Origin of the sequence: Deinococcus soli (ex Cha et al. 2016), from assembly GCF_001007995.1 — a bacterium.
In the GTDB taxonomy this organism is placed as follows: Bacteria; Deinococcota; Deinococci; order Deinococcales; family Deinococcaceae; genus Deinococcus; species Deinococcus soli.
This window is the reverse complement of sequence record NZ_CP011389.1, coordinates 1,003,273-1,028,068: the sequence shown is the minus strand read 5'-3', so window position 1 is coordinate 1,028,068 and position 24,796 is coordinate 1,003,273. Positions and strand designations below refer to the sequence as shown.

The window sequence follows — 24,796 nt, the reverse complement described above, 5'->3', positions numbered from 1 at the left end:
GCTACTCGCCATGACAGGCTCCACGGTGAGTAGCCCGCACGAGGTGACCGACCCGGCCGCCGTGACCCTCCTTGTTCACGACCGGACCCGGCGGGTGCTGGGCGCCTTCCTGGGCCGCGAGCAGACCGTGGCGGGCGCGGCGCGCGAGACCGGGCTGGACCTCCGGGTGGTGCACCGGGACGTGCAGGCCCTCACGCGGGCTGGCCTGCTGCGCGTGCTCCGCGAGAGGGCGCGCGCCGGTCGGCCCGTGAAGGTGTACCGCGCCCGCGCAGACGACCTGTTCGTGGACGCCCGGCACCTGCCCCCTCAGGCCCACGACGGAAAGACCACCGCGCTGGACACACTGTTCCACCACGCGGCCGAGCGGGAATTCCGCCGCGCCCTGAGCGACTTCACGCCCGGCTGGGGCCTGCGGGTGTACGCCACGCCGGACGCGCCGGGCTTCGCGGTGCTGGAAGGCCCCCGCAGCGCCCGGCCCCTCAGCGCACTGGACGAGTGGCAGGGCCCCCCGGCCCGGATGCTGAGTGGCACCCCCACCGCCCGCCTGACTGCCGCCCAGGTGGCCGAGGTGCAGCGCGACCTGATCCTCCTGATGCGCAGGGTCGCAGAGTTCAGCGCCGCCAATGCCGGGGCAGGCCAGCCCGTGCTGCTGCGCCTGGGCCTGGCCCCGCTGACCGAGGACGAACTCCGGGACCTGCACCGCTGATCCCAGACGTTGGAGGCGTTCACGGCTGCCCGCAAGTCTGCCGCGCCGCCATGAACTGGGCAGGGGCCGGAGCTCAAGTGAACTCCGACCCCTGTCCCGCGCTGTCCGTACCTCACTCCGCACTGCGGGCTGTGCTTACTCCACGGTGACGAGGTAGTCGTACAGGTCCGGCCCGCCGGGGTGGGTTTCGACCTCGGCCATGCTGAATTCCTTTCTGATCCGTGCAGCCAGGGCATCCAGATCCTCCTGGGTGTGCTGGGGGCCGCCGAATACAGTGATGATCTCCTGCCCCTGGTAGTGGCGGTTGAGCATCTCCATGACGCTGTCCTCGGGACTGCCGCCGCTCTGGACGAGTTCGTCGTCCATCAGGCCGATCACGTCACCTTCCCTGATGTCCAGCGTGCGGCCGTCCTTGACCGTGATGTTCGTGGTGCGGCTGGCGCGGGTCACCTCGAAGGTCGTGACGGCGCGCGAGGACTCGGTCATGGCCTCGACGAGATCCCCGGCGGGCACGTCGGGGCTGAAGTTCAGCGCCGCGCCGATGCCCTGGCCCAGCGTGCGGGTCGGGATGACGACCGCGCGGCCCTCCATGAGTTCCATGGCCTTCTCGGCGGCCATCAGGACGTTCTTGTTGTTCGGCAGGATGATGACCTTCTCGGCGCTGACCGACCGGACGGCGTCCACGATGTCCTGCACGCTGGGGTTCGCGGTCTGCCCGCCGGACACGATCCTGGCCCCGAAGCCCCGGAACAGCTTCACCAGTCCGTAGCCGCTGGCGACCGCCACGAGGCCCGTCGGTGCGATCTCCTCTTCCGCGCGGGCGGTGGCGCCCGCCATGCCGAGGATCTCGGTGTGCTGCTCGCTCATGTCCTCGACCTTCGTCTTGAGCATCTTGCCGTAGCGGCCCACCGTGGCGAGCAGCTGGTCCGGCTCGTTGGTGTGGATGTGGCCCTTCACGTACCCCTCGGCGCCCACGACGAGCAGGCTGTCCCCGAACGGCGTGACGAGTTCACGGATCTCCTCGATGGGCTTGGTGGCCTCGCTCATGAGGAACTCGGTGCAGAACCCGAACTCCTCGTTCTCGAACTGCTCCTGCGCGTAGCTGGTGATCTCGGGCGCGGGCGGCAGCGCCTCGCCGCGCAGCTGCGCGAGCATGCCCTGCACGATATACAGGTAGCCCTGCCCGCCGCTGTCGATCACGCCGGCCTGTTTCAGCGCCGGGAGCATCTCGGGCGTCTGGTCGAGCAGTTCCTGGCCCCTGAACAGGGCGTTCTCCAGCACGTCCTCGATGTGCTCACCCTGCTGCGCCGCCCCCTCGGCCACGCCGCGCGCGACGGTCAGGATGGTGCCCTCCACGGGCTTCATGACGGCCCCGTACCCGGTCTTCTGCGCGGCCTGGAACGCGCGGCCCAGCGCGGCGGCCTCCACCACCTTCAGATCCTTGATCGCCTCGGCGAAGCCCTTGAGGAGCTGCGAGAGAATCACGCCGCTGTTCCCGCGCGCGCCCAGCAGCGCGCCGTAGCTGATCGCGCGGGCCACGCCGGGCATGCTGCTCTCGTCGCAGGTGTCCAGTTCGCGGCGCACGGACTGCATGGTCAGGTGCATGTTCGTGCCGGTGTCGCCGTCCGGGACGGGATAGACGTTCAGGGCGTTGACCTGCTCGCGGTACACGCCCAGCCAGTCGGTGGCGTAGCGCAGCATGCGGGCCAGATCGGCGGGGGTCAGGTGCGCGCGGTGGCCGGTGTTCGCGGCATTCGGAATGTCAGACACGCTGCACCCCCACGGCGTGCACGCGCGCGGCGCTCAGGTCAATGCCCGCCTGGGTCTTCACGGTGTGTTCCACGCGCTCCACGATATTGCGCGCCACGGTGGGGATGCTCACGCCGTACGCGACGACCACGTACAGGTCCGCCACGTACTTCGCGCCGTCGCGGCTGATCACGACGCCGTCACTGACGTTCGCGCGGCCCAGCACGCGGCTGAGGCCCTCTTTCAGGTTGCTGGGGGCCATGCCCACCACGCCCGGGATCTCGTGGGCAGTCAGCCCGATCAGTGAGGCGAGGGCCGCCTCGGTGATTTGAATGGAGCCATTCACAGTAAAGGGCAGTATACCCGCCCGTCCCTGCCCGTTCCCGGCAGGCCCGCCGCCGCGCGTGGTCCCGGCGACCGTCCCGACCTGCGGAACCCGACCCGGGCGGCGCGTGGTCTACTCCGCGCATGCCTCTGGTCACTGCCATGGACGCCGCCGACCTCACCCTGTCGTTCGTCACGCCGGACGGGGGCCGCCTGACCCGGGACCTCAGCGGGGGAGAGGTCCGCCTGACTGCCCGCCACGAGGACGGCGATCAGGCTGCCGCCCTGCACCCCGCCGGCGCCGCCGAGGCGCGCGAGGTGGGCGCCGCGCTGATGCGACTGGCCCGCGAGCTGAAAGCCACGCGCGTCCGGGTCCCCGCCAGCGAGCATGCCGCCGCGCTGGCCGCCGCTGCGCTGGCCGAGGACTGGCGCGACGCCCGCTACCGCCAGGCCACTCCCGCACCGGTCCAGCTGTTCGTGGAGGGCCTGGGCGCCGACGAGCAGGCCCGCATCGAGGCGCTGGGCGCGGGCCTGACCCTCGCGCGGGACCTCGTGAGCGCCCCGGCGAACGTCCTGAACCCCGCCACGCTGGCCCGCGAGGCCCGCACCCTGGAAGCGCACGGCGTGGACGTGGACGTCTGGGACGGGGACGACATCGCCGCGCGCGGCATGAACCTTCTGGCCGCTGTCGCGGCGGGCAGCGCCACGGGGCCGCGCCTGATCCGCGCCACCCTCCCCTCACGGGGCGAGGCGCACACGGTCGTGGCACTCGTCGGGAAGGGCATCACCTTCGACACCGGCGGGTACTCCATCAAGCCCGCCGCCGGGATGGTGAACATGAAGAGCGACATGGGAGGCGCGGCCGCCGTGCTGGGCGCCGTGCGCGCCCTGGCCGCCCTGCGCGCCCTGATCCCCGAGGGCGTCGAGGTGCGCGCCTACGTCGCCGCCGCCGAGAACATGGTCGGCCCGGACGCCATGCGCCCCGGCGACGTGTACCGCGCCGCCAACGGCCTGCACGTGGAGATCACGAACACCGACGCCGAGGGCCGCCTCGTGCTGGCCGACACGCTGACCGTCGCCTGCGAGGAAGGCGCGACCGAACTCGTGGACCTCGCCACGCTGACCGGCGTGAAGGTCAGCGCGCTGGGCAACGACATCGCCGCGCTGTTCAGCAGCGACGCTGCCCTGACCGCCCGCCTGAAGGCCGCCGCGCAGGACGCGGGCGAGCACGTCTGGGAACTGCCGCTGCACCAGCCGTACCTGAAGACCTACCGCAAAGGGACGGTGGCCGACCTGAAGAACAGCGACATGCAGCCCGCCGGGGCGAGCATCAAGGCCGCGCTGTTCCTGGGGCAGTTCGTCACCCGCCCCTGGGCGCACCTGGACATCGCCGGGAACGCCACCCGCGAGGAACACGCCACCGGCTGGGGCGTCGGCACGCTTGTGGAATACGTCCTGGCGCGGTAAACGGGAAGCAGGGAGTGGAATGACCTCTTCCCACTCCCTGCTTACATCGCGGGGTTGATCTTCCCGCGCAGCACGAGCTTCATGCGCTGCCCCAGCCGCTTGTACAGCGGCGGGGAGTGTTGCGCGCGGAAGTCCATGGTGGCCTCCTCGCTGCCCACGTCATGCCCGTACTTCTGCGTCAGGAAGTAGCGGTGATCCATGATCCACAGGTACAGGTCGGCCTCGGTACGCCCCGGGAAGCGGGACATCACGTCGTGCAGGTCGATGTTCTCCACGATCCGGCAGTACAGGCGGCGGTACCAGCTCTCCACGGCCTCCTCCCAGGTGACGGGCGGCAGGCCCGCGCGGTCGGGTTTGCGGTCCATGAAGTACTGCCGGGTGCGGATGTGCTCGAGCAGCTTCTCGTAGCGGCCCGGCGTGGTGAAGCGGATCGGGTGGTGGTTCGGCACGAGCGTGTCGAGGTTCGTGGCCTTCAGGAACTGCGCGTACTCGCCCTTGATGATCAGGTCCTTCAGGGTGTCGCCCTCCTCGGGCGGGACGGTGACGTGCAGTTCGATCACGTACGCGTCGATGAACTTCTGCCCCTGACGCCGGGCGACGGACACGCGGTGGTTGCCGTCCTTGACGAAGTACAGGTCCCCGACCTTGTACACCTGGATGGGCGGCAGTTCCTTGCCCTGCAGCTGCGCGGCGCGCACGCCGATCCAGCGTTCGTCCAGGTGCGCTTCCTTGGGCAGGTAGTGCCGGTCGAACTCGCGGTAGCGGTCCACCGACCCGATGATGTGGTCGACCTCGATGGTCTCCAGGCCGCGCTGGTGCTCGCCGTCCGGGGAGAGGTGACGCACCCAGTCGAAGGGCAGCAGTTCGTTCGGCTGCCGCCGCAGGATGGACAGGAGGTCGCGCACGTCCCCGAGAAAACGGGCGCGTTCGACGTCGTGTTTGGCCTGATCGAAGATGGACATGGGACTGGCTCACTCCTTGTGTCCCCCCTGGGGGGGCGCGCGGGGGCCGGGTCGCCTCTGTCACCGCCGGGAGAGAGAAGCCCGGACTTGGTGTGCAGTGTACATCTGCGCGTGTCAGGATTCGGTGACGAATGCCCTCTGCCCCCAGCAGACCCTGCGGCCCGCGCGGCGGCCTTCTGATTCGCTTCATGTCGCGCCGGATGGTGTGCCGCGTCCCTGGACCGCGCGGGCCGGGGGTGTTGAATGCGGCATGCTTGGCAAGTTCTTCAAGAAACCCGCCGACGACATGGGCGGCCGCGTTCCCCCGGGGCAGACCCTCACCACGCGCTTCCCGGTGCTGACCTACGGCCCCACCCAGCACTACCGGCCCGAGGACGTGGTCATCCGCATCACGGGCCTCGCCGGGGAACGCACCTTCACCTGGGCGGACCTGATGGCCCTGCCGCAGACCACCCTGACGTACGACATCCACTGCGTCACCCACTGGAGCAAGCTGGACACCACCTGGACCGGCGTGCGCGTCACGGACCTGATGGCGCACCTCGACCTGAAACCCGGCGCGACGCACGTCATGCAGCACTCGGTGGGCGGGTACACCACCAACCTCGCCCTGGAGGACTTCCTGCGGCCCGAGAACCTGCTGGCCCACACATTCGACGGGCAGCCCCTGGACGCCGAGCACGGCGGGCCGCTGCGGCTGGTCGTGCCGCACCTGTACTTCTGGAAGAGCGCCAAGTGGCTCTCCGGCCTGGAGTTCATGAGTGCCGACCAGCCGGGCTTCTGGGAGCGCAACGGCTACCACATGCGCGGTGATCCCTTCGCGGAGGAACGTTACGACGACGACTGACCTGCCCCCCGGCGCGCCCGACCTGACCGGAAGCGGTGAGTACCTCGTGCCGGACGTGCTGCGGCCCGGCCTGACCCTGGTGCTCGTGGGCACCGCGCCCAGCCGCATCAGCGCCGCCGCCCGCGCTTACTACGCCAACCCCGGCAACCGCTTCTGGCGCACCCTGCACGAGGTGGGCCTGACCCCGCAGCTTCTGTTGCCGCAGGAATACCCGCGCCTGCCCGAGTTCGGCATTGGCCTGACCGATGTCGCCAAGCGGCACAGCGGCGTGGACGCCGCCCTGCCCGGGCACGCCTGGGCGCCGGACGAACTGCGCGCCAAGCTGCGCGCCCACCGGCCCCGGCTGGTCGCCTTCACGAGTAAGCGCGGCGCGGCCGAGACGCTGGGTGTCTCCACCGGTCGCCTGCCCTACGGCCAGCAGCCCCAGACTCTGGAGGACTGCGAACTGTGGGTGCTGCCCAGCACCAGCCCCCTGGGGCAGACGCACTTCCAGCTGGCGCCCTGGCAGGCCCTCGCCGCGCGCGTGCAGGAACTGCGCGGGAACCCGGACGCCCCGGACACCGTACCGGCATCATGACCCGCTCCCGCACGATCCTGCGGGGCGGCGTGCGCGCCGCCCGCGACCTGCTCAGCCCACCCAGCCACACCCCCCTGAATCCCGCCGACCCGTGGCGACTCCAGCCGGGCCGCGACCCACGCGCCGCCCTGGCCCATGGCCGTACCCAGGCCCGCCGTTTCGCCGGGGTCGGCCTGCTGGCCGCCTTGACCCTGACCGCCCTGTCGTTCCTGGGCACGCTGGCCGTCCTGTTGGGCATCGGTGTGGCGTCCGGCAGTGACGTCGCCGGGTGGCTGCTGGGCGCCACGCTGCTGCTGAGCCTGATCGTGCTCGGCTGGAGCGTGCGCCGCGCCCGCCGCCTGCTGCGCGCCCCCACGCCCGACACCCTGACCCTGGAAGCCGCCCCCCCGGACGAGCAGGACCTGCTGCGCACCCTGCGCCAGCACGAACGCGCCCTGCCCGCCCCCACCCTCCCGGCCCTCCTGGGCGCCGTGACCGCCACCCGCGACGCGCTGCGCGCCACCGCCCGCACCTCGACCCTCACCCGCGACGTGTTCGACGCCCGCCAGGCCGCCCGCGAGGACCTGCCCCGCATCCTGGAGACCTACCAGGCGGCCGCCCCGCAGGGCCGCGACGACCGGGAACTGACCCGGCAGCTGCGCCTGATCGAGGACCGCATGGCCCGCATCGCCCGCGAGCAGGCCGAGGCGCAGCGCCGCGACCAGCAGGCCGGGACGACCTACCTGCGCGACAAGTACACGCCCCCGCAGGACTGACAGCAGACTTCAGAGGCATTGAAGGGCTTTCTCTGTACCTCTGAATCGAGTGGACTCAAAGAGCTGCGCCGCAGAGCGAGCACCTGAGAAGGACAGCGGTTGGAGGTGGAGCCCCGGGGCGTGGTGTTGACCCCTCAATGGAACTGGGAACCGCTGTGAGTCATCCTTCCTGAAGAAGCCATACAGGAACACCCAAGTCCCGTCAACGCAGTCTGGGACACTGCGGCGCCCCCCGCCTGCCACCCTGGGGGCATATGCGCCGCGCCTCCCTTCTCCTCCCCCTGCTCGGGGCCCTGAGCCTCCCGGCGGCTGCCCAAGACGCCGCCCTGGACGACCTGAACGCTCAGGCGGCCGCCACGCTGAACCTCGTGCCTGTCACGCGTGTCGTGCGGTCCGGTACGCCCGTCCCCGGCACGCCCACCGACCTGAACGCCAGCGTCACCGTCCGTTACGGGCCGGCGAAACCCGCCGCCGTGCTGCTGCTCATGCCCGGCTACCTGGGGGGCGCGGGCAGCTTCGACCGGCTGGCGCGGCAACTCGTGAACCTCGACCCCACCCTGGCCGTGTGGGCGGTGGACCGCCGCGCGAACCTGCTCGAGGACCACGCGCCGCTGCTGACGGGCGGCGCCCCGCAGCTGGCGCAGATCGTGCAGCGCGGCCTGCCCACCCGCGCTCCCGCCAGCGTGCCCTTCATGAAGGACTGGGGTCTGGACGTCACCCTGCGTGACTGGCGCGCCGCCGTGCTGGAGGCCCGCACCCTGACACCGAACGTGTTCATCGGCGGGCACTCCATGGGCGGCACCCTGACCGGCCTGTACGCCTCGTACGACTTCCGTGGCACTCGCGGCGCGAAGGACGTGCGCGGCCTGATCATGCTGGACGGACTGCCCGGCCTGATGAGCGGCAAGGCCCTCACGACCGACCAGTACGAGCAGGGCGCCATGAACCCCCTGGGGCCGCTGCCCGGCCTGAACACCCTGACCCGCAGCCCCTACGTGGACGCCCTGTACTTCAGCCCCGCGCTGGCCGCCCGCGCCGCCGCGCAGGCCCGGCTGGCCGCGCTGCAACCCGACGCGCCCGCCCCGCAGAACGGCTTCGCGGCGTTTCCCGCCACGAACCTCGCCGCCGCCATGACCCGCCTGGACCAGCGGTACGCGCTGCTGCCGTTCCTGGCCATCCGCGCCGGGCACGCCACGAACGCCGCGGACGCCCCGTATCTCCTGAACCGCGTGCTGGGCGCCAGGGACACCCGCTGGATCACCGGCGCGGCCGACCCGGCCCGGCCCGTCGGGTGGGGCAGCGAGGCCGGGCAGGTCACCGATGCCCGCGACTTCGTCCGCCGCTACCTGACGCCCCAGAGCGACTACGCCGAGTGGTACTTCCCGAACCGCCTGACGCTGGATCTGGCCGCTGCGCGCACCGACACGACCGGCACGCCCTTCGAGAAGACCCTCCCGGTCCGCAGCGCCCGCGACCTGACTCTGCCCGTTCTGGGTATTGCCGCCGAGCAGGGCGTGACGACCGAGACGCAGTTCCGCGAGTACGCCGCCGGAACCCGCGCCCCACTCACCGTGCGCACGCTGAAGGGCGCGGCGCATCTGGACATCACCACGGCCAGCGGCGATCAGGTCGCCCGCTGGATCCTCGACTGGCTGCGGCCCCTGCGCCGCGCGTAGGTCAGCCCCTACTCACCACGTCTCGTCGTCCAGGTCCTCGCGTTTGCCATCCCGGCGGGCCCGGCGGCGCTCCTCCTTGCCGCCCTTGCGTTTCGGCCTGGGCGGCAGGGACAGCACGTACAGGCGCTCGGGCTGGCACGGCGCGGGAATCTCCCCCAGGGCGTCCACCGGGTCCGCCGTGCGGAGGTTCCCGATCACGTGCGCGTGCCGCTCGCCGCAGTACGGGCAGGCGTCCACCACCCAGAACATCACCCGCGTGCCCGGCATGTCCCGCAGGGTCACGAACGCCGGTTGCGGGGAACGCCGATCCTTCTTCGCCATAGGCGCGCAGCGTACCCCCGCCCCCCGCGCGCATGTGTGGCCCGCACCGCGATGCAGGCCGGGTCCCCTGAACACAGCGCTCAGGCCAGACCGTGCGGGGCGCCTTCTGGATCCTGCGGGTCCGGCGTGCACGTGCCACGCTCAATCAGGCCTGTGAAGATGCTCACCAGCGCCGGGTCAAAGTGCCGTCCGGCCTGGGCCCGCAGTTCAGCCAGGGCCGCCTCGCGCGTCCAGGCGTCCTTGTAGGGCCGGGCGCTGGTCAGGGCGTCGAACACGTCGCACAGCGCGAACACGCGCCCTTCCTCGCTGATCGCGTGGCCGGCCGCGCCGTGTGGGTAGCCGGCGCCGTCCCAGCGTTCATGGTGGTCGCGGATGACGTTCATCGCCTGCGGCGGCAGGAACCCCAGCGCCTGCGCGAAGCGCACGCCCTCGGTCACGTGCCGCTGCATCTCGCTGCGTTCGGGGGCGTCCAGCGCGCCGCGCTTGAGCAGCACGCTGTCCGGCACCGCGATCTTCCCGATGTCGTGCAGGTACGCGCCCCAGCGCAGCGCCTCCAGCCGCTCGGGGTCCCAGCCCAGCTGCCGCCCCATGCGCAGCGCGAGGTCAGTGACGCGGTCGGTATGCCCGAGCGTCTCCCGGTCGCGGGTCTCCAGCGCCAGGCCCAGGGCGCGCAGGGCCGCCTCGCGCGCCTCGCGGGCCTGCTGCTCGGCGGTCAGGCGCCCGGCCAGGGTCGCCAGGGTCGCGCCGATACTCCCGAACAGCGCCTGCTCGTGCGCCTGCCAGCCGTGCGGGGTGAAGGTATGCATCAGGAACGCGCCCAGCAGTTCACCCGTCGCGGCGCGCACGGGCGCCGCCGCGAGGCTCGCCACGCCCAGTTCCGGGAAGCCCGCCGTGACCGGCGAGGCCGCCGTGTCCGCGAAGTACAGCGGCGCGCGGCTGTCGCGCAGGGCCAGCAGCAGCGGCGTGCCGGCCGGCAGGCCGTGTGTGACGATCGCCTGCATGGCGGGCGTGGCGGGCATCTCGCCGGTCGCGGCGCGCACCCGGAACGTCAGGTCCTGCGCTTCCAGGTGGAAGTAGGCGCTGCCCACGGCGGCCGTGTCACTGATCAGTGCCTCCAGCGTGGGCACGATCCCGCTGGGCAGGTCCGGCGCGCTGAGCGCCACCTGCGCCAGATGCACGATCCGCTGCGCGAGCTCCTGCCCGGCACCGGTGGAATGAGGGGCGGGGATCACGGGCTCGGATGACGTCATATCCCGGAGTGTGCCGCGCGCCGTGTCACAACTTCGGGACAGTGAACGAACGCTGTTCGCTCAGGTCATAGGCGCCGTCTCGCCGCGTTGATGGCCGGGCACGCCGTGAGACCGGTCTGTGCGTGGTAGCCACCTGGGTGCACTGATTCGGCCACACCATTCGGGAGGATGCCGGCTTACACGTCCTCGTCGCCGTCGCGCATGTACGTCACGATGCTGCGGCAGTGCGTGAAGCCCGCGCGGGCGTACAGGGCGCGGGCGGGTTTCATGTGGTCGTGCGCGCGGACCCGCAGCGTGCGGACCTCCGGGTGGGTCTCGGCCTCGGCGGCGGCCAGCGCCAGCAGTTTCAGGCCGTACCCCTGGGCGCGCTCGGCGGGATGCACCGCGAGGTACGTGACGTCCGCGCGGGCGTCCTCGGGGCAGAATTCCAGTTCCGCGAACCCCACCGGCTGATCCCCGCGCAGCAGCGCCACCAGCCGCACGTCGTCCCGCGCGAAGTGACCGTCGAACTGCTCGGGCGTCCAGGTCAGGCGGCCCGCCCAGGCGTCCTCGCTGGACTTGAACAGCTCGCGGTACGCCGCGATGGGCAGCCTGCGCGCGATGCGGTGCCCGGCGGGCGCGCAGGCGTGCGGCGTCAGGCGGTCCAGGGGCGCGCTGTAGAAGTCGGTGGTGTGCATCGCCGCGAAGCCCGCGCCCTCCAGCGCCGCGCGCACCGGCAGGTTCTCCTGCGCCGCGAACGCGTACACCGGCAGGCCGTCCGTGTGGGCCAGCGCGCGCCCCAGCAGGGCCTGCACGTGCCCGCCATCGCTGACGGGGCCCTCCAGCACCAGGCCGTCCCGGAAGGGAGACAGCGCGCAGTACGCCAGCACGCCCTCGTCGTCCACGTCCACGAGGCAGAGGTTGTCCTCGCATTCGGTCTGCAGTTCGCGTGGGTCGCGGGCGTCGGGGGAGAACACCTCGCGTTCGGGGGCGTCGTCCATCCAGGTGAGCAGGGCGAGCACGTCGGGGACATCGGTGGCCAGCATGGGTCGGATCATGAGGTGACCTCCAGGAAGGACCAGGGCAGCGGGAGAACGTGACGTCGGGAGCGGTGCGGGTGCTGACCCCCAGCCTAGAGAGGCCGGGCCGGGCGCGTCTGTTCCGGCGCTCACCCTACGCCGCCGGGGGCGCGTGATATGCTGCGCGCATGCCCTGAACAGGGTACGCCGCCTGCCTCCCCACAGACACGAAGCCGTGTTTGAGGGGCCTTTTCTTTTTTGAGAGCTTCTCATGGAAAGGGGCGGCCACGCAGCGCCGCCAGCAGGCCCGGAAGAACCGGAGGTGCACCGCCGTGACGAAACAGTCCAGCAAACCGGCCCCAGGGGCCCCGCCCCGCCGCGCCCGGCCAGGAACCGACGCCCCCGCCCGCCCCGCCGACCCCGGGCACACCAACACCCTGGCCGCCAGCGCCGACCTGCTCGCCCTGCGCGCCCAGCTGTCCCGCGCCGAGAAGGCCGCGCGTCGTGCCCCCGCGCCCACCCCGGCGCGCGCCGCCCGGCCGCAGGCGCCGCTGAAACCGCAGCGGCAGGCGGAACTGGGTGGCGTGAGCACCGACGACTTCAGCCTCGCTCAGGCGCACGCCCGGCTGCGCGACGCCGTGTACGACGGGCGGTACCACCTGTGCCCGCACGCCATCGGGCACGCCCGCGCCGAGGGCTTCCTGGAACACGACGTCCTGAACGTCCTCCTGACCGGCCGCGTGCGCGCCGTGTACACCCAGGAGCGCCGCTGGCTGGTGTGTGGCTACTTCGAGGCGTGCGGCGTCGCGCTGCCCCTGCATGTCGTCGCCGAGCCGCACCGCGACGGGCTCGTGGATATCGTCACGGCGTTCGTGCCCAAGCACCCGCACCACATCATCAGCCGCGCCCGGCTGGCCGTCATGCTCCGCTACGACGACGAACACGTGCGCGCCCGCACCGCCCACGCCGGGAACCGCGTCGGGCACCGCGGCAAGGGCCGCTGGAAGAAGAGCGCCTGAGCGGCGGCCGGGGCACCGGGCCCGGACGGTGCCGGACCCTGGCGGCAGGTGGGCACGTTCTACACTGGCGGGCATGACCCTACCCGACAGCGCCCTGCAGGTGATCGGCGGGGCCGCGGTGCTGCTGCTGCTGTGGCTGCTGCGGCCCCTGGTCCGCGCCGGGCTGGCCCGCGCCAGACTGAGCTGGACCAGGGCGCGCCGCACGCTGCCCCCGCCGCCCCGTGACCCGCAGGACGAGTGGCGGCAGCGCGAGGCGTCACACCGCCGGGACGTTCTGCGGCCCGGGCTGCTGCACGTCGCGTTCGACCGCGAGAGCGTCAGCCTGGGCGACGACAGCGAGGAGCACTGGCGCCTGCTGATGTTTGAGGAGAACCTGCCCCTGTCCGCCGTGCTGGGCCGCCCGATCTTCCGGGTGCTGGCGTCCGTGCCGGGCGGGCAGGCGACCTGGCTGATCGAACTGCGCGAGGACGTCCGTGCGCCGCAGCGATCAGCGGCGGGTGAGCCGGAACGTCCGGGCCTCGTGCGGGTCACGCCCCTGGCGGTCGTGGCGCAGCAGTGGTCCGCGCCCCGGCTGCTGCACGCGGACGTCCCGGTCTCCCGACTGATGGGCGCCACGCTGTACGCCCGCTATCTGGGCCGGCAGGACCCGGCGGACGTCGCAGAGGCTCCCCACCCCATCCGGGAGGAGGAGACCGGCGCGAGCACCGCGTACGACGAGGCGCAGGTGGGCGCGAACGACCGCGTGATGATCCGCGTCCGCCCCCATCCGCCGGGCACTGCCGGTCAGGCCCCGCCCAGTGCGACGCGCAGCCCGCGCAGCTCGTAGCCCTTCACGACCTCGTTGAAGGTCACGCGGGGTTCGGCCACCAGGCGCAGGTCCTGCCAGATCAGCAGGCGGCGCAGGAACGTGTCGGTCTCCTTGATCGCCAGGAACGCGCCGGGGCAGCGGTGGTGCCCGTCTCCGAACGCCATGACGGGGGCCTGCACGCCACGCGGCAGGGGCCGGGCGGGGCACACGGACCCGGCCTGCTCGCCCGCCACGGCGGGGTCGGTGTTCGCGTCCGCGAGGTTCAGGGCCAGCAGCGTGCCCTGCGGGACCGTGTGGCCGTCCACGGTCAGCTCCGCCTGCGCGCGCCGGTACAGGGTGCTCACGACGGGTTCCACGCGCAGGATCTCGTGCAGGATGTCCAGGCGTTCCTTCTCGGTGCCGTGCACGTACGCGGCGCGCAGCTCGGGGGCGCGCAGCAGGTGCCACGTGGCGACCGTGATGAACTCGCGCGTGGTGACCATGCCCGCCGTGCCGTAGGTCAGGCACTCGGTCAGGATCTCCAGGTCGCTGTAGTCGCGGTCGAGCAGGTGGCTGATCAGGTCGTCGCGGCGCTGTTTCCGGCGGGCCTGGATGGCGGGCTTGACGTCCAGCAGGTAGAAGGCCAGCAGGTGCCGCTGGTCCAGGATGCCTGCCAGGCGGCCCTTCTCGGGGCTCATGCCGGGCTCGCTGTTGCCGTCGTGCTCCACGAAGGTCATGACGCGGCGTTCCAGGCCGGGCAGGCGGCTGCTCGTGAGCCCCACGACCTGCGAGGCGACCTGCACCGCCAGCGTGAGGCTCAGGTCGTCGATGTTCGCCTCGCCGCGCGCCGCGAGCTGACCGATCAGGCGGTCGGCGAGGGCCGCGATCATGGGCTGGTACCCGGCGACGGCGGCCGGCGTGAAGTACCGGGCGGTGTCGCGGCGCATCTCGTGGTGCTCCTCACCCTCGGTGAACAGCACGGGGCGGCGCTTGAGGATCCCGGCGTCGTTCACGGTCTCGGCGTTGAAGCCCGCCTGGGTCACGGCCTCGCTGCGCAGCACGTCCCGCGCCGCCTGGAAGGACCGCACCTGCACGACGCCGCGCGCGTCGGCCTGGGGGGCCGCGCCGGGCTGGGCCGTGTCGCGGCGCGTGAGGCTGTCCCCACCGAAGGGGCAGCGGGCGGGTTCGGGCGGGCTGGATTCGTTGATGGTCATGCGGTGGCCTCCGGGAGGGGGGTGGCACTCAGGGTTTCCAGGCCCGCCGTGACGGCGTCCAGCTGTGAACCCAGGCGGGTCAGGGCGGGCTGCGTGGCGTGCTGGAGGGTCTGCATGGCGGCCCCCCACAGCTGCGCCCCGGCGGGCGTGACGTGCAGCGCGTGACGCCGGGCGTCCGTGGGATGCGGGGCGTGCGCGACGGCCCCGGCGCCCTGCAGGTGCCGCAGGGCGCGGGCGACCTCGTAGCGGGGCAGATCCAGCGTGCGGGCGAGGTCGCTGGGTGTCTGCGGCCCGGCCTGCACGTGGCTGAGAATCAGGAAGGCGCGCAGATCCAGGCCGTGTTCGCGCGCCAGGGCGGTCTGCACCTGCCCGCTGAGGCCCTGCCACGCCGTCCAGTACGCCGCCAGGAACCGCAGCGGCTGCCGCGTGAGATCCGGCGTGAGGTGGTCGGGTGACATGATTGCATTCTGCAACAATCTGGATGTGGGCGGCTGAGGAGCCGGTGAAGAGGAGTGGGAGGCAGGGCGTGGGCAGTGGGTGGCCTGCCCTGGACGGGGTGATCGCGCGCCTGCTGTTGACCATCACCCATCACCCAAAAAGAAAAGAAGGGGGGTGGACGCCGCCACGTCCACCCGGGAAGTCGAAGGTAAGGATTCAGGTCAGTGTTTGAAGTGCCGCGAGCCGCTGAACACCATGCTGATGCCCAGCTCGTTGCAGGCGGCGATCACCTCGGGGTCGCGTTTGGCGCCGCCGGGTTGCAGGATCGCCGTGACGCCCACGCTCGCCGCGAGACGCACCACGTCGTCGAAGGGGAAGAACGCCTCGGACGCCAGGACGGACCCCTGCGCCTTCTCACCAGCGTTCGCCACGGCGCGCTCGGCGGCCCAGATGCGGCTCACGGCGCCCGCGCCCAGGCCCACCGTCACGCCATCTTTGGCAAGCACGACGGCGTTGCTGCGGGCGTGCTTCACGGTCGCCCAGGCGAAGCGCAGGTCCAGCCACTCCTGCTCGGTCGGTTCGCGTTTGGTCACGACCTCGGGGCACAGGTCGTCCCAGGGGCGCGCGTCGCGTTCCTGCACGGCGAACCCGCCGGTCAGGGGTCGCACGTCCAGCACGCTCACGCCCTGGGCGGGCGCGGCCACCAGCACCCGCAGGTCCGGTTTCTTCTCCGCGAACCACGCGGCGGCCTCGGGCGTGACCTCGGGCGCGATGAGCACCTCCAAGAAGGTGCCGCGCGTCGCCTGCGCCGCCTCCAGCGTCACGGGCTGGCTGACGGCGACCACGCCGCCGAACACGCTCAGGGTGTCCGCGTCACGGGCGCGTTCCCAGGCCGCCCTTACATCCGCTGCGACCGCCACGCCGCAGGGGTTGGCGTGCTTGACCGCCACGCACACGGCGGCGTGTTCGGGCAGCGCGGCCTCCTGCACGGCGAGTTCCTGGCACAGCGCCCAGGCGGCGTCCGCGTCGGCGTAGTTGTTGAAGCTCATGGGCTTGCCCGCCACGACCTGCGCGTCGATGACGGGCCCGGTGGCGTCGCCCAGGCGGTAGATCGCGCCCGGCTGGTGGGGGTTCTCGCCGTAGCGGACCTGCGCGGCGCGCGTCAGGTTCAGGGTCAGCGTCCCAGGCAGGGCGGTGGGCAGGTCGTCGCTGGCGCCGGTCAGGTACGCGGTGATGGCGGCGTCGTACTCGCTGGTGTGCCGGTACGCCTTCGCGGCCAGTCGGCGTCGCTCGGCTTCACTGACCTCGTCCTGCAGGGCCACGCTGTAGTCCGCGGGGTCCACCAGTACGAGCACGCCCGCGTGGTTCTTCGCCGCCGAGCGGATCATGGCGGGCCCGCCGATGTCGATGTTCTCGATCACGTCCGCGTCGGGTGCGCCGCGCGCCACCGTCTCCCGGAACGGGTAGAGGTTCACGCACACCAGATCGATGGTGCCGATCCCGTGCGCCTCCAGCTGCCCCAGGTGCCCCGGCTCGCGCACCGCGAGAATGCCGCCGTGCACCGCCGGGTGCAGCGTCTTCACGCGCCCGTCCAGCATCTCGGGGAAGCCCGTCACGTCACTGACCTGCCGCGCCGCAATTCCGGCCTGCACGATGCTCTGATACGTCCCGCCCGTGCTGAGGATCTCCCAGCCGCGCGCCTCGAGCTGCCGCGCGAATTCCACGACGCCCGTCTTGTCACTCACCGAGATGAGTGCCCGTCTGCTCCTGCCCTGTGTGCCGGTCTGCGTCCCATGCTGCGTCACTGTGACCTCCGAGGACCCCGCCCACGGGGGCGGGGATCGACCCAGGCGCGCGATCAGAAGTCCGTGTCGGGGGCTTCCCCGTGGTGTGCCCACGTTCAGCGCCAGTCGCCCCCCGGCCCGAGCGGCAGTGTACCGTCACGGGTGCGCCGGGCCGCCGGGCCTGTCCGGAACTGCTGGCGCGTCCTCATGCCCGTGGTCTACGCTGCCCGTTGTGAACCTGCCCGAGAACGCCCCGACTACGCTCCCTCTGCTGATGGCCTTCGACCTGGACGGCACGCTGATTCCCGACGCGGGCCGCGCCGCCGCGCCCGATGTGGTGGACGCCCTGGGCCGCCTGCGGGCCCTGGGCGTGCAGCTGGCGATCATCACGGGGCGGGACACGCCGCCCGGCGCGGTGCGGGACGCCATGCGGCCGCACGCGGTCGCCACGAACAACGGCGGGCGGGTCCTCGTCGGGGACGATCTGCACCAGGAGGCCAGTTTCACCGACGCGGACCTAGAGGCGGTGCTGGCGCACGAGCTGCCGGGCGCGCGTGTGGTGCTGTTCACCGCCGAGACGCTGTACGTGGACCTGCCGCCCGGCGTGGAGCCCGAACCCTGGATGCTGGCGCGGTCGTTCCGGCCGCTGGCGGACGCGCCGCGCGCGGGCATCCTGAAGGCCGGGTACTACCACCCGGACGTGGCGGGACTGGCCGGGCGCCTGCGTGAGGGGCACCCTCATCTGGTCCTGACCGGCGCGCAGGCGCCCTACCCGCAGTTCCTGACGGTCACGCCGCAGGGGGCGCACAAGGGCGCGGCGCTGAGCCTGATCGCGGACGCGCTGGGCGTCCCGCATGACCGCACGGTGGCGTTCGGGGACAGTGACAACGATCAGGCGATGCTGGAAGTCGCGGCGTTCGGCGTGCAGGTGGGGGACCTGCCGCTGCTGACCCCGCACGCGGACGCCCGGGTGGACACCCAGGCGGAGCTCGGGGCATTCCTGCACGCCTGGGCAGACCGGATGGCGGCCACCCAGACCAGGGACTGGTAAGCGGTTTTCGGTCAGGGGCGTGCAGGCGGGGCGGTGCTGCCCCGTTCGATCAGCCGGGCGCCCAGCACCACGTGGCGCTGCGTGACCGTGCCATGTCCGAGCTGCGCGAGCATCAGCGCGGCGGCCTGTTCGGCCATCGCCTCGACCGGCTGCTCCAGCACCGTGATGGGCGGATCGACCAGGCTGGTCCAGGGGTAGTTGTCGAAGGCGACGAGGCTGATGTCGTGCGGCAGGCGCACGCCGCGTTCGCGCAGCGCGCGGTACGCCCCGGACGCCTGCGTGCCGGTCAGGGCGATCAGGGCCGTGGGCGGCTGGGGCAGGTCCAGCAGGTCGTTCGTCAGGGCGTAGGCGGTGTCCTCGGTGAGCAGCGTGACGCGCTGGTACTCGGCGGGGACGGTCAGGCCCAGGGCGTTCATGACCTCCGGGAAGGCGCGGCTGCGTTCCTCCGGGTGGATGACCGGGTGGTAGGTGCCCAGCGCGGCGATGCGGCGGTGGCCCAGCGCGTGCAGGTGCGTGACCGCCTGCCGCACCGCGCCCGGGTTGTCGAGCATCACGCTGGGTTCGTCGTGGTGCGGGGGGCGGTAGTCGTACTCGGTGACCGCCACGCCGCGTGAACGCAGCCGCGCGAGGTACTCCTGGCTGTCCTGGCCGTAGCCGGGGCGCAGTAGGATGCCCGCCACGCGCAGGCCGTACAGGCGCCGGAGTTCTTGGAGTTCGCGCTGGGCGCTGTACTCGTTCTCGCTGATGATCAGGGTGTATCCGGCGTCCGCCAGGACGTGTGAGGCGGTGCGGGCGAACTGCGCGAAGAAGGGTTCGAGGATTGAGGCGACGATCAGGCCGACGGTGGTGCTCTGGCCGCCGCGCAGGCTTCCGGCGCGCTGGTCGGGTTCGTAGTGCAGTTGCGCGATGGCCTGCTGCACGCGCGCCAGGGTGTCCGGCGTGAGCTTGTCGGGTTCTTTCAGGGCGCGTTTGGCGGTGGTGGGGGAGACGCCGGCCAGCCGGGCGACGTCCTGGATGGTGGACACAGCTGCATTGTAGGCCAGCGCGGGAGGCACGCTCAAGCCGTTGGTCACGAGACCATTTTCACATGATGTCCCCGGCAGTGGCACCTGTAGACAAACGAAAAGCGGTGTGATTCACTGATGGTCACGAGACCATTCAATCCGAGATCAGGTGAACCCGTCACCTGAAGCTGCCCGGCCGTCACCCGCCGCAGCCCCCGCGCCGCACGCCCCTGACCGGGCCCCTGCCCCATGGAGGACCACCCGTGAACCGACTCGCCCTGCTCGCCCTGACCGCCCTGCTCAGCCAGGCCAGCGCCGTGACCATCACCATCGCCACCGTGAACAACCCGGACATGGTCACCATGCAGAAACTCACCCCCGAGTTCAACAAGAAGTACCCCGACATCCAGGTCAAGTGGGTGACCCTCCCCGAGAACGAACTGCGCCAGAAGATCACCCTGGACGTCGCCAGCGGCGCCGGCAGCTTCGACCTCGCCACCGTCGGCGCCTACGAGGTGCCCATCTGGGCCAAGAACGGCTGGCTCGAACCCCTGACCCCCCTGTTCGGCAAGTACCCGGACATCGCCAGGAGCTACAACCTCGCCGACGTCCTGCCCGGCGTGCGCGGCGCCCTGACCGTCGGCGGCAGCCTGTACGCCGTGCCCTTCTACGCCGAGAGCAGCATGACGTACTACAACAAGGACCTCTTCAAGGCCGCCGGGCTGACCATGCCCGCCCAGCCCACCTGGACCCAGATCCAGACCTTCGCCAGCAAGGTCCACAACCCCGCCAAGGGCGTGTACGGCGTGTGCCTGCGCGGCCTGCCCGGCTGGGGCGAGAACATGGCCCTGTTCAGCACCATGGTCAACACCTTCGGCGGCCGCTGGTTCGACCAGGGCTGGCAGGCCCAATTGAACACCCCCGCCTGGAAAAGCGCCATGACCTTCTACGTGAACCTCGTCAAGAAGTACGGCCCTCCCGGCGCGACCGGCAACGGCTTCACCGAGAACCTCACCCTGATGAGCCAGGGCAAGTGCGGCATGTGGGTCGACGCGACCGTCGCCGCCGGGTTCCTCAGCGACCCCAGCAGCTCCAAGATCACCAAGTCGGTCGGTTTCGCCAAGGCCCCGGTCGGCACCACCCCGCGCGGCAACAACTGGTACTGGAGCTGGAACCTCGCCATTCCCAAGAGCACCAAGCAGGAAGACGCCGCCTTCAAGTTCCTGACCTGGGCCACCAGCAAGGACTACATCGCCCTGGTCGCCAAGACCAAGGGCACCTGGGCCAGCGTCCCCCCCGGCACCCGCACCAGCACCTACCAGAACGCCAACTACAGGAAAGCCGCCGGGGCGTTCAGCGGTCTGGTCCTGAGCAGCATCAACAGCGCCGACGTGAACAAGGCCACCAAGGACCCCGTGCCCTACACCGGCGTGCAGTACGTCGCCATCCCCGAATTCCAGGCGCTCGGCACGCAGGTCGGACAGTACCTCGCCGGGGCCCTGAGCGGGCAGTACACCGTCGATCAGGCGCTGAAACTCAGCCAGGACGCCGCGAACAAGACCGCCCGTGAAGGCGGCTACCAGAAGTAACCACTCCACGGGGCGCGGTGATCCTCCAGGGCGCCGCGCCCACCCACAATCCACAGTCCCAGCGCACTCCAGGGGAGGCCCGAGGCGACCACCTCGCCTCCCCTGAACTTGTACACCCCCCACCCGCAGGAGGTGAATCATGACCGCCGCCGCCACACCACACGCGACCGCCGCCCCCAGGCGGGGCTTCCGACTGACACCCGCCGCGCTGATCTGGCCCGCCCTGCTGTACCTGATCCTGACCACCCAGGTGCCGTTCTTCATGACGGTGTACTACTCGTTCTTCCGCTACAACCTCGCCATTCCTGGCGCCCGCCCCTTCATCGGGCTGGACAACTACAAGAACCTGCTGACCGACCCGCAGAACCTCACGATCCTGTGGAACACCGTCGTCCTGGCGGGCGGCACGCTGATCCTCACCCTGATCATCGGCGCGGCCCTGGCGCTGCTGCTGAACCGCGACTTTCCGGGCCGCGCGCTGCTGCGCACCCTGCTGATCAGCTCGTTCCTGGTCATGCCGGTCGTGACGGCCGTCGTCTGGAAGAACATGCTCCTGAACCCCGCCTTCGGCTTCTTCTCGTGGGTGCTGACCAGCCTGGGCCTGCCCCCGGTGGACTTCCTGGCGCAGCACCCGATGGCCAGCGTGATCGCCATGATCACCTGGGAATGGACGCCCTTCGCCATGCTGATCCTCCTGACGGGCCTGCAGAGCCTCCCGGACGACCAGATCGAGGCCGCCCGCCTGGACGGCGCCAGCCCCTGGCAGGAATTCCGTTTCGTGGTGCTGCCCCACTGGACGCAGGCCATCCAGGTGGTCGTCCTGATGGAGACCATCGCGCTGCTGCAGGTGTACGGCGAGATCTACGGCTCAACGTCCGGCGGGCCGGGGCTGGCCACCACCAACCTCCCGTACTTCATCTACCAGAAGGCCTTCGCGGAGTACAACATCGGACTGGCCAGCGCCGCCGGGGTCATCACCGTGGTCCTCACGAACGTGCTCGCCGCGTACATGCTGCGCCTCCTGACCCGTACCAGCAGGAGCGAATGACATGAGGCGGATTCCGTCTGTTTCGTTCACAACCCGGAACATTACCGGGTTGCTCACTCCACGCCCGGAACCCGCTTCGCTCCTTCTCGCATCCGCTCGAACTGAACGGTTTGCGCAAACCGTTCAGTCGGAGTCCGTATGAAAGCCCAGATCCGACTGCGTAACACCCTGCTGACCCTCGTCACCTACCTGATCGCCGCCGCGTTCCTGTTCCCGCTGGTGTGGATGTTCATGGCCGCCTTCAAGACCGAGGCGCAGGCCTTCGCCACCCCGCCCGTGTTCATCTTCACGCCCACCCTGGAGAACTTCGAGAAGGCCATGGGCTCGTACTTCCCGGCGCTGCGCAACTCGCTGGTCGCCGCCGTGGGCAGCACGGTCCTGGCGTTCATCCTGGGGCTCCCGGCCGCGTTCGCGCTGGCCGTGTACCCCACCCGCCGCGCGCAGAACGTCCTGACCTGGATGCTGTCCACGAAGTTCATGCCTGCCGTGGGCGTGATCGTGCCGCTGTTCCTGATCTACCGCAACCTCGACCTGCTCGACACGCTGCCCGGACTGATCCTGATGTACACCACCATGAACCTCCCGCTGGTCGTGTGGATGATGCACTCCTACATGACCGAGATCCCCTACGCGATCTACGAGGCCGCCAAGGTGGACGGCGCGACCGTCGCGCAGGAATTCTTCGGGATCGCGCTGCCCCTGAGCACGCCCGGCATGGCCGCCACCGCCCTGCTGTGCCTGATCTTCGCGTGGAACGAGGTGTTCTTCGCGCTGAACCTCACCAGTTCGGACGCCGCCCCACTGAGCGTGTTCATCGGTGAATTCAAGACCAGCCAGGGCCTGTTCTGGGCGCAGCTGAGCGCCGCCGCCACCCTGACCGTCCTGCCTGTCCTGATCTTCGGCTGGGTCGCCCAGCGGCAGCTGGTCCGCGGCCTGAGCTTCGGCGCGGTGAAATGACCGTGGCCGCCAGCTTCCCCCTGCGCGCCGCGAGCCTCCCCGCCCTGGCCGGGCGCGTGCAGGTGCCCGCCTACGACCCGCGCGGCCTGCGCACCGGCATCGTGCACTTCGGGGTGGGCGCCTTCCACCGCTCGCATCAGGCCATGTACCTCGACCGGCTGCTGAACCTGGGCGCCGCGCACGACTGGGCCATCTGCGGCGTGGGCGTCCTGCCCGGGGACGCCCGGGTCCGCGACGCGCTGTGCGCCCAGGACCACCTGTACACCCTGCTGACCCGCGCCCCGGACGGCCACAGCGAGGCCCGCGTGATCGGCGCCGTGCACGACTACCTGTACGCCCCGGACGACCCCGAGGCGGTCTGCGAGCGGCTGGCGCACCCCGCCACGCGCATCGTGTCCCTGACCGTCACCGAGGGCGGCTACAGCCTGAACAACGCCACCGGCGAGTTCGACCCCGGCGGGGACGTCCTGCACGACCTCCAGCCCGGCGCCGCGCCCCGCAGCACCCTGGGCTTCCTGACCGAGGGCCTGCGCCGCCGCCGCGAGCGCGGCCTGAGTCCCTTCACGGTCATGTCCTGCGACAACATCCAGGGCAACGGGCACGTCACCCGGCGCGTCCTGACCGCCTTCGCCCGCCGCCGGGACCCGGACCTCGCCGACTGGATCGACCGCGAGGTCGCCTTCCCGAACAGCATGGTCGACCGCATCACGCCCGTCACCACGGACGCCGTGCGCGCCGACCTGGAGCGCGAGTACGGCGTGCAGGACGCCTGCCCGGTGGTCGCCGAGGCGTTCACGCAGTGGGTGCTCGAGGACCACTTCACCTGCGGCCGCCCCCCACTGGAGGACGTGGGCGTGCAGCTCGTCCCGGATGTCGAACCGTACGAACTCATGAAACTGCGCCTCCTGAACGCCGCGCATCAGGCTATGAGCTACCCCGCGCTTCTGGACGGCCACACGTTCGTGCACGAGGTCTGCCAGCAGCCCGACTACGCACAGTTCCTGCTCGACTACATGACGTGTGAGGCCCGCCTCACCCTGCGCCCCGTGCCCGGCATCGACCTGGGGGCCTACAGCCACGACCTCATCGCGCGGTTCTCGAACCCCGCCATTCAGGACACCCTGGCCCGCCTGATCGTGGACGGCAGCGAACGCATCCCCAAATTCCTGCTGCCCGTCGCCCGCGAACAGGCCGCGCGGGGCGGGGACCTGCGCCGCTGCGCCCTCGTGGTCGCCGCCTGGAGCGCGTACGTCGCGCAGGCCGCCACGCGCGGCGACCGGCTGGACGACGTCCGCGCCGACGACCTCACCCGTGCCGCCCTGGCCGATCAGGTCACGCCCGGCGCGTTCCTGCACCAGCCCGACGTGTTCGGCGACCTGAGCGCCGCGCCCGCCTTCGTGCAGGCCTACCTGGACGCCCGCGCCGCCCTGACCACCCACGGCCCACTCGGCGCGCTGCGCGCCCTGCACGCTGCCCCCACGCAAGGAGAACACGCATGACCATCCTCGACCTCTTCCGCCTGGACGGCCGCCACGCCCTGATCACCGGGGGCGCGCAGGGCATCGGCTTCGAGATCGCCCGGGGCCTCGCGCAGGCCGGGGCGCGCGTCACCATCGCCGACCTGAACCCCGACGTGGGCCAGACCGCCGCCGCGACCCTGGACGGGCAGTTCGAGGTGCTGAACGTCACCGACGCCGCCGCCGTCGCCGCCCTTGCCCGCAGGCTCCCGGACGTGGACATCCTCGCAAACAATGCCGGGATTGTCCGCAACACCCCCGCCGAGGAGACCCCCGACGACGACTGGCGCAGCGTGATCGACGTGAATCTGAACGGCGTGTACTGGTGCTGCCGCGAATTCGGGCGCGGCATGCTGGAACGCGGTCAGGGCAGCATTGTGTCCACCGCCAGCATGAGCGGCCTGATCAGCAACCACCCGCAGCCGCAGGCGGCATACAACGCCAGCAAGGCCGCCGTGATTCACCTCACCCGCTCGCTGGCGGGCGAGTGGGCGCCGCGCGGCGTGCGCGTGAACTGCGTCGCGCCCGGCTACACCGCCACGCCCCTCACCAAACGCGGGCTGGAGACCCCCGAATGGCGCGAGACGTGGCTGAAGGAAACCCCGATGGGCCGCCTCGCGGAACCCGCCGAGATCGCCCCCGCCGTGCTGTACCTCGCGTCCGACGCCGCCAGTTTCGTCACCGGGCACGCCCTGGTCGTCGACGGCGGCTACACCTGCTGGTAAAGCCCCCCGCGGGGAGGGTCGAGGATCCGGA

The 24,796-nt window shown here is 71.2% G+C and carries 24 protein-coding genes and 1 riboswitch; of the genes, 14 read left to right on the top strand and 10 right to left on the bottom strand.

Annotation, left to right across the window (positions count from 1 at the left end):
• The first annotated feature begins 10 nt into the window (after nt 1–10).
• Nucleotides 11–706, top strand: coding sequence for a hypothetical protein (locus SY84_RS05040; protein ID WP_046843101.1), 696 nt, complete (start codon nt 11–13; stop codon nt 704–706).
• A gap of 135 nt (nt 707–841) precedes the next feature.
• Here SY84_RS05040 and SY84_RS05035 read toward each other — a convergent pair whose 3' ends face one another.
• Nucleotides 842–2,407 carry a DAK2 domain-containing protein gene (locus SY84_RS05035; protein ID WP_046844952.1) on the bottom strand — a complete coding sequence of 522 codons (1,566 nt, stop codon included), beginning with the start codon at nt 2,405–2,407 and terminating at the stop codon, nt 842–844.
• 61 nt (nt 2,408–2,468) lie between these two features.
• Entirely contained in the window at nt 2,469–2,801 is a 333-nt protein-coding gene (locus SY84_RS05030; RefSeq protein ID WP_046843100.1) for an Asp23/Gls24 family envelope stress response protein, read from the bottom strand.
• Nucleotides 2,802–2,923: 122 nt separating this feature from the next.
• Here SY84_RS05030 and SY84_RS05025 point away from each other — a divergent pair, with 122 nt between their 5' ends.
• Nucleotides 2,924–4,246, top strand: a complete 1,323-nt coding sequence (locus SY84_RS05025) for a M17 family metallopeptidase (RefSeq protein ID WP_046843099.1) — start codon at nt 2,924–2,926, stop codon at nt 4,244–4,246.
• Between the two features lie 41 nt (nt 4,247–4,287).
• Here the strand turns inward: SY84_RS05025 and SY84_RS05020 are convergent, their stop codons facing one another.
• Nucleotides 4,288–5,208, bottom strand: coding sequence for a DUF4032 domain-containing protein (locus SY84_RS05020; protein ID WP_046843098.1), 921 nt, complete (start codon nt 5,206–5,208; stop codon nt 4,288–4,290).
• A 250-nt stretch (nt 5,209–5,458) separates the two neighbouring features.
• Between SY84_RS05020 and SY84_RS05015 the strand changes: the two genes are divergently transcribed.
• From SY84_RS05015 to SY84_RS05000, 4 genes are all read left to right on the top strand, one after another.
• Nucleotides 5,459–6,055, top strand: coding sequence for a sulfite oxidase-like oxidoreductase (locus SY84_RS05015; RefSeq protein ID WP_046843097.1), 597 nt, complete (start codon nt 5,459–5,461; stop codon nt 6,053–6,055).
• Nucleotides 6,056–6,101: 46 nt separating this feature from the next.
• The gene (locus SY84_RS05010) at nt 6,102–6,632 is read left to right on the top strand and encodes a mismatch-specific DNA-glycosylase (protein WP_081424512.1); all 531 of its coding nucleotides are present in this window, start codon (nt 6,102–6,104) and stop codon (nt 6,630–6,632) included.
• On the top strand, nt 6,629–7,387 hold the full coding sequence (locus tag SY84_RS05005) for a hypothetical protein (protein WP_046843096.1): 759 nt from the start codon (nt 6,629–6,631) through the stop codon (nt 7,385–7,387). Before SY84_RS05010 ends, SY84_RS05005 begins: the two co-directional genes overlap by 4 nt.
• 254 nt (nt 7,388–7,641) lie before the next feature.
• A complete protein-coding gene (locus SY84_RS05000; protein ID WP_052751043.1) occupies nt 7,642–9,063 on the top strand; it encodes an alpha/beta hydrolase in 1,422 nt (473 codons plus the stop codon).
• 12 nt (nt 9,064–9,075) lie between these two features.
• On the opposite strand, the gene SY84_RS04995 is transcribed toward SY84_RS05000, so the two are convergent.
• The 3 genes from SY84_RS04995 to SY84_RS04985 form a co-directional block, all read right to left on the bottom strand.
• Nucleotides 9,076–9,384 (bottom strand): hypothetical protein, encoded by a 309-nt coding sequence (locus tag SY84_RS04995; RefSeq protein ID WP_046843095.1) that lies wholly within the window; start codon nt 9,382–9,384, stop codon nt 9,076–9,078.
• Between the two features lie 80 nt (nt 9,385–9,464).
• The gene (locus SY84_RS04990) at nt 9,465–10,634 is read right to left on the bottom strand and encodes an HD domain-containing phosphohydrolase (protein ID WP_046843094.1); all 1,170 of its coding nucleotides are present in this window, start codon (nt 10,632–10,634) and stop codon (nt 9,465–9,467) included.
• A 176-nt stretch (nt 10,635–10,810) separates the two neighbouring features.
• Entirely contained in the window at nt 10,811–11,659 is an 849-nt protein-coding gene (locus SY84_RS04985) for a GNAT family N-acetyltransferase (protein WP_245621413.1), read from the bottom strand.
• A 410-nt stretch (nt 11,660–12,069) separates the two neighbouring features.
• Here SY84_RS04985 and SY84_RS04980 point away from each other — a divergent pair, with 410 nt between their 5' ends.
• Together SY84_RS04980 and SY84_RS04975 are read left to right on the top strand one after the other, a co-directional pair.
• Nucleotides 12,070–12,651 (top strand): DUF4258 domain-containing protein, encoded by a 582-nt coding sequence (locus tag SY84_RS04980; protein ID WP_046844949.1) that lies wholly within the window; start codon nt 12,070–12,072, stop codon nt 12,649–12,651.
• A 73-nt stretch (nt 12,652–12,724) separates the two neighbouring features.
• On the top strand, nt 12,725–13,477 hold the full coding sequence (locus tag SY84_RS04975) for a hypothetical protein (protein WP_046843092.1): 753 nt from the start codon (nt 12,725–12,727) through the stop codon (nt 13,475–13,477).
• Here the strand turns inward: SY84_RS04975 and SY84_RS04970 are convergent.
• From SY84_RS04970 to purH, 3 genes are all read right to left on the bottom strand, one after another.
• Nucleotides 13,435–14,652, bottom strand: a complete 1,218-nt coding sequence (locus SY84_RS04970) for a cytochrome P450 (protein WP_046843091.1) — start codon at nt 14,650–14,652, stop codon at nt 13,435–13,437. The two genes, SY84_RS04975 and SY84_RS04970, sit on opposite strands and share 43 nt — an antisense overlap.
• Nucleotides 14,649–15,110, bottom strand: coding sequence for a MarR family winged helix-turn-helix transcriptional regulator (locus SY84_RS15785; protein WP_052751042.1), 462 nt, complete (start codon nt 15,108–15,110; stop codon nt 14,649–14,651). The genes SY84_RS04970 and SY84_RS15785 overlap by 4 nt, the downstream gene beginning before the upstream one ends.
• A gap of 201 nt (nt 15,111–15,311) precedes the next feature.
• Nucleotides 15,312–16,835, bottom strand: a complete 1,524-nt coding sequence (purH, locus tag SY84_RS04960) for a bifunctional phosphoribosylaminoimidazolecarboxamide formyltransferase/IMP cyclohydrolase (RefSeq protein WP_245621412.1) — start codon at nt 16,833–16,835, stop codon at nt 15,312–15,314.
• A 92-nt stretch (nt 16,836–16,927) separates the two neighbouring features.
• Nucleotides 16,928–17,014: riboswitch (ZMP/ZTP riboswitch) on the bottom strand.
• 92 nt (nt 17,015–17,106) lie between these two features.
• Here purH and SY84_RS04955 point away from each other — a divergent pair.
• Nucleotides 17,107–17,925: an HAD family hydrolase gene (locus SY84_RS04955; protein WP_328512061.1), complete on the top strand. Its 819-nt coding sequence runs from the start codon at nt 17,107–17,109 to the stop codon at nt 17,923–17,925.
• Nucleotides 17,926–17,936: 11 nt separating this feature from the next.
• On the opposite strand, the gene SY84_RS04950 is transcribed toward SY84_RS04955, so the two are convergent.
• The gene (locus tag SY84_RS04950; RefSeq protein ID WP_046843089.1) at nt 17,937–18,950 is read right to left on the bottom strand and encodes a LacI family DNA-binding transcriptional regulator; all 1,014 of its coding nucleotides are present in this window, start codon (nt 18,948–18,950) and stop codon (nt 17,937–17,939) included.
• 242 nt (nt 18,951–19,192) lie between these two features.
• Between SY84_RS04950 and SY84_RS04945 the strand changes: the two genes are divergently transcribed.
• From SY84_RS04945 to SY84_RS04925, 5 genes are all read left to right on the top strand, one after another.
• Nucleotides 19,193–20,518, top strand: coding sequence for an ABC transporter substrate-binding protein (locus tag SY84_RS04945; RefSeq protein WP_046843088.1), 1,326 nt, complete (start codon nt 19,193–19,195; stop codon nt 20,516–20,518).
• Between the two features lie 139 nt (nt 20,519–20,657).
• Complete coding sequence (locus SY84_RS04940) at nt 20,658–21,566, top strand: carbohydrate ABC transporter permease (protein ID WP_046843087.1); 909 nt, start codon at nt 20,658–20,660, stop codon at nt 21,564–21,566.
• 138 nt (nt 21,567–21,704) lie between these two features.
• Nucleotides 21,705–22,523, top strand: a complete 819-nt coding sequence (locus tag SY84_RS04935; RefSeq protein ID WP_046843086.1) for a carbohydrate ABC transporter permease — start codon at nt 21,705–21,707, stop codon at nt 22,521–22,523.
• Entirely contained in the window at nt 22,520–24,022 is a 1,503-nt protein-coding gene (locus tag SY84_RS04930) for a mannitol dehydrogenase family protein (RefSeq protein WP_046843085.1), read from the top strand. The genes SY84_RS04935 and SY84_RS04930 overlap by 4 nt, the downstream gene beginning before the upstream one ends.
• Nucleotides 24,019–24,765 carry an SDR family NAD(P)-dependent oxidoreductase gene (locus SY84_RS04925; RefSeq protein WP_046843084.1) on the top strand — a complete coding sequence of 249 codons (747 nt, stop codon included), beginning with the start codon at nt 24,019–24,021 and terminating at the stop codon, nt 24,763–24,765. Before SY84_RS04930 ends, SY84_RS04925 begins: the two co-directional genes overlap by 4 nt.
• The last annotated feature ends 31 nt before the right edge of the window (nt 24,766–24,796 follow it).

Coding starts and splice junctions, on each gene's coding strand:
- SY84_RS05040 (WP_046843101.1), top strand. CDS start 11: ATGACAGGCTCCACGGTGAGTAGCCCGCACGAGGTGACCGACCCGGCC.
- SY84_RS05035 (WP_046844952.1), bottom strand. CDS start 2,407: ATGCTGCGCTACGCCACCGACTGGCTGGGCGTGTACCGCGAGCAGGTC.
- SY84_RS05025 (WP_046843099.1), top strand. CDS start 2,924: ATGCCTCTGGTCACTGCCATGGACGCCGCCGACCTCACCCTGTCGTTC.
- SY84_RS05020 (WP_046843098.1), bottom strand. CDS start 5,208: ATGTCCATCTTCGATCAGGCCAAACACGACGTCGAACGCGCCCGTTTT.
- SY84_RS05015 (WP_046843097.1), top strand. CDS start 5,459: ATGCTTGGCAAGTTCTTCAAGAAACCCGCCGACGACATGGGCGGCCGC.
- SY84_RS05005 (WP_046843096.1), top strand. CDS start 6,629: ATGACCCGCTCCCGCACGATCCTGCGGGGCGGCGTGCGCGCCGCCCGC.
- SY84_RS05000 (WP_052751043.1), top strand. CDS start 7,642: ATGCGCCGCGCCTCCCTTCTCCTCCCCCTGCTCGGGGCCCTGAGCCTC.
- SY84_RS04995 (WP_046843095.1), bottom strand. CDS start 9,384: ATGGCGAAGAAGGATCGGCGTTCCCCGCAACCGGCGTTCGTGACCCTG.
- SY84_RS04990 (WP_046843094.1), bottom strand. CDS start 10,634: ATGACGTCATCCGAGCCCGTGATCCCCGCCCCTCATTCCACCGGTGCC.
- SY84_RS04985 (WP_245621413.1), bottom strand. CDS start 11,659: ATGCTGGCCACCGATGTCCCCGACGTGCTCGCCCTGCTCACCTGGATG.
- SY84_RS04975 (WP_046843092.1), top strand. CDS start 12,725: ATGACCCTACCCGACAGCGCCCTGCAGGTGATCGGCGGGGCCGCGGTG.
- SY84_RS04970 (WP_046843091.1), bottom strand. CDS start 14,652: ATGACCATCAACGAATCCAGCCCGCCCGAACCCGCCCGCTGCCCCTTC.
- SY84_RS15785 (WP_052751042.1), bottom strand. CDS start 15,110: ATGTCACCCGACCACCTCACGCCGGATCTCACGCGGCAGCCGCTGCGG.
- SY84_RS04940 (WP_046843087.1), top strand. CDS start 20,658: ATGACCGCCGCCGCCACACCACACGCGACCGCCGCCCCCAGGCGGGGC.
- SY84_RS04935 (WP_046843086.1), top strand. CDS start 21,705: ATGAAAGCCCAGATCCGACTGCGTAACACCCTGCTGACCCTCGTCACC.
- SY84_RS04930 (WP_046843085.1), top strand. CDS start 22,520: ATGACCGTGGCCGCCAGCTTCCCCCTGCGCGCCGCGAGCCTCCCCGCC.
- SY84_RS04925 (WP_046843084.1), top strand. CDS start 24,019: ATGACCATCCTCGACCTCTTCCGCCTGGACGGCCGCCACGCCCTGATC.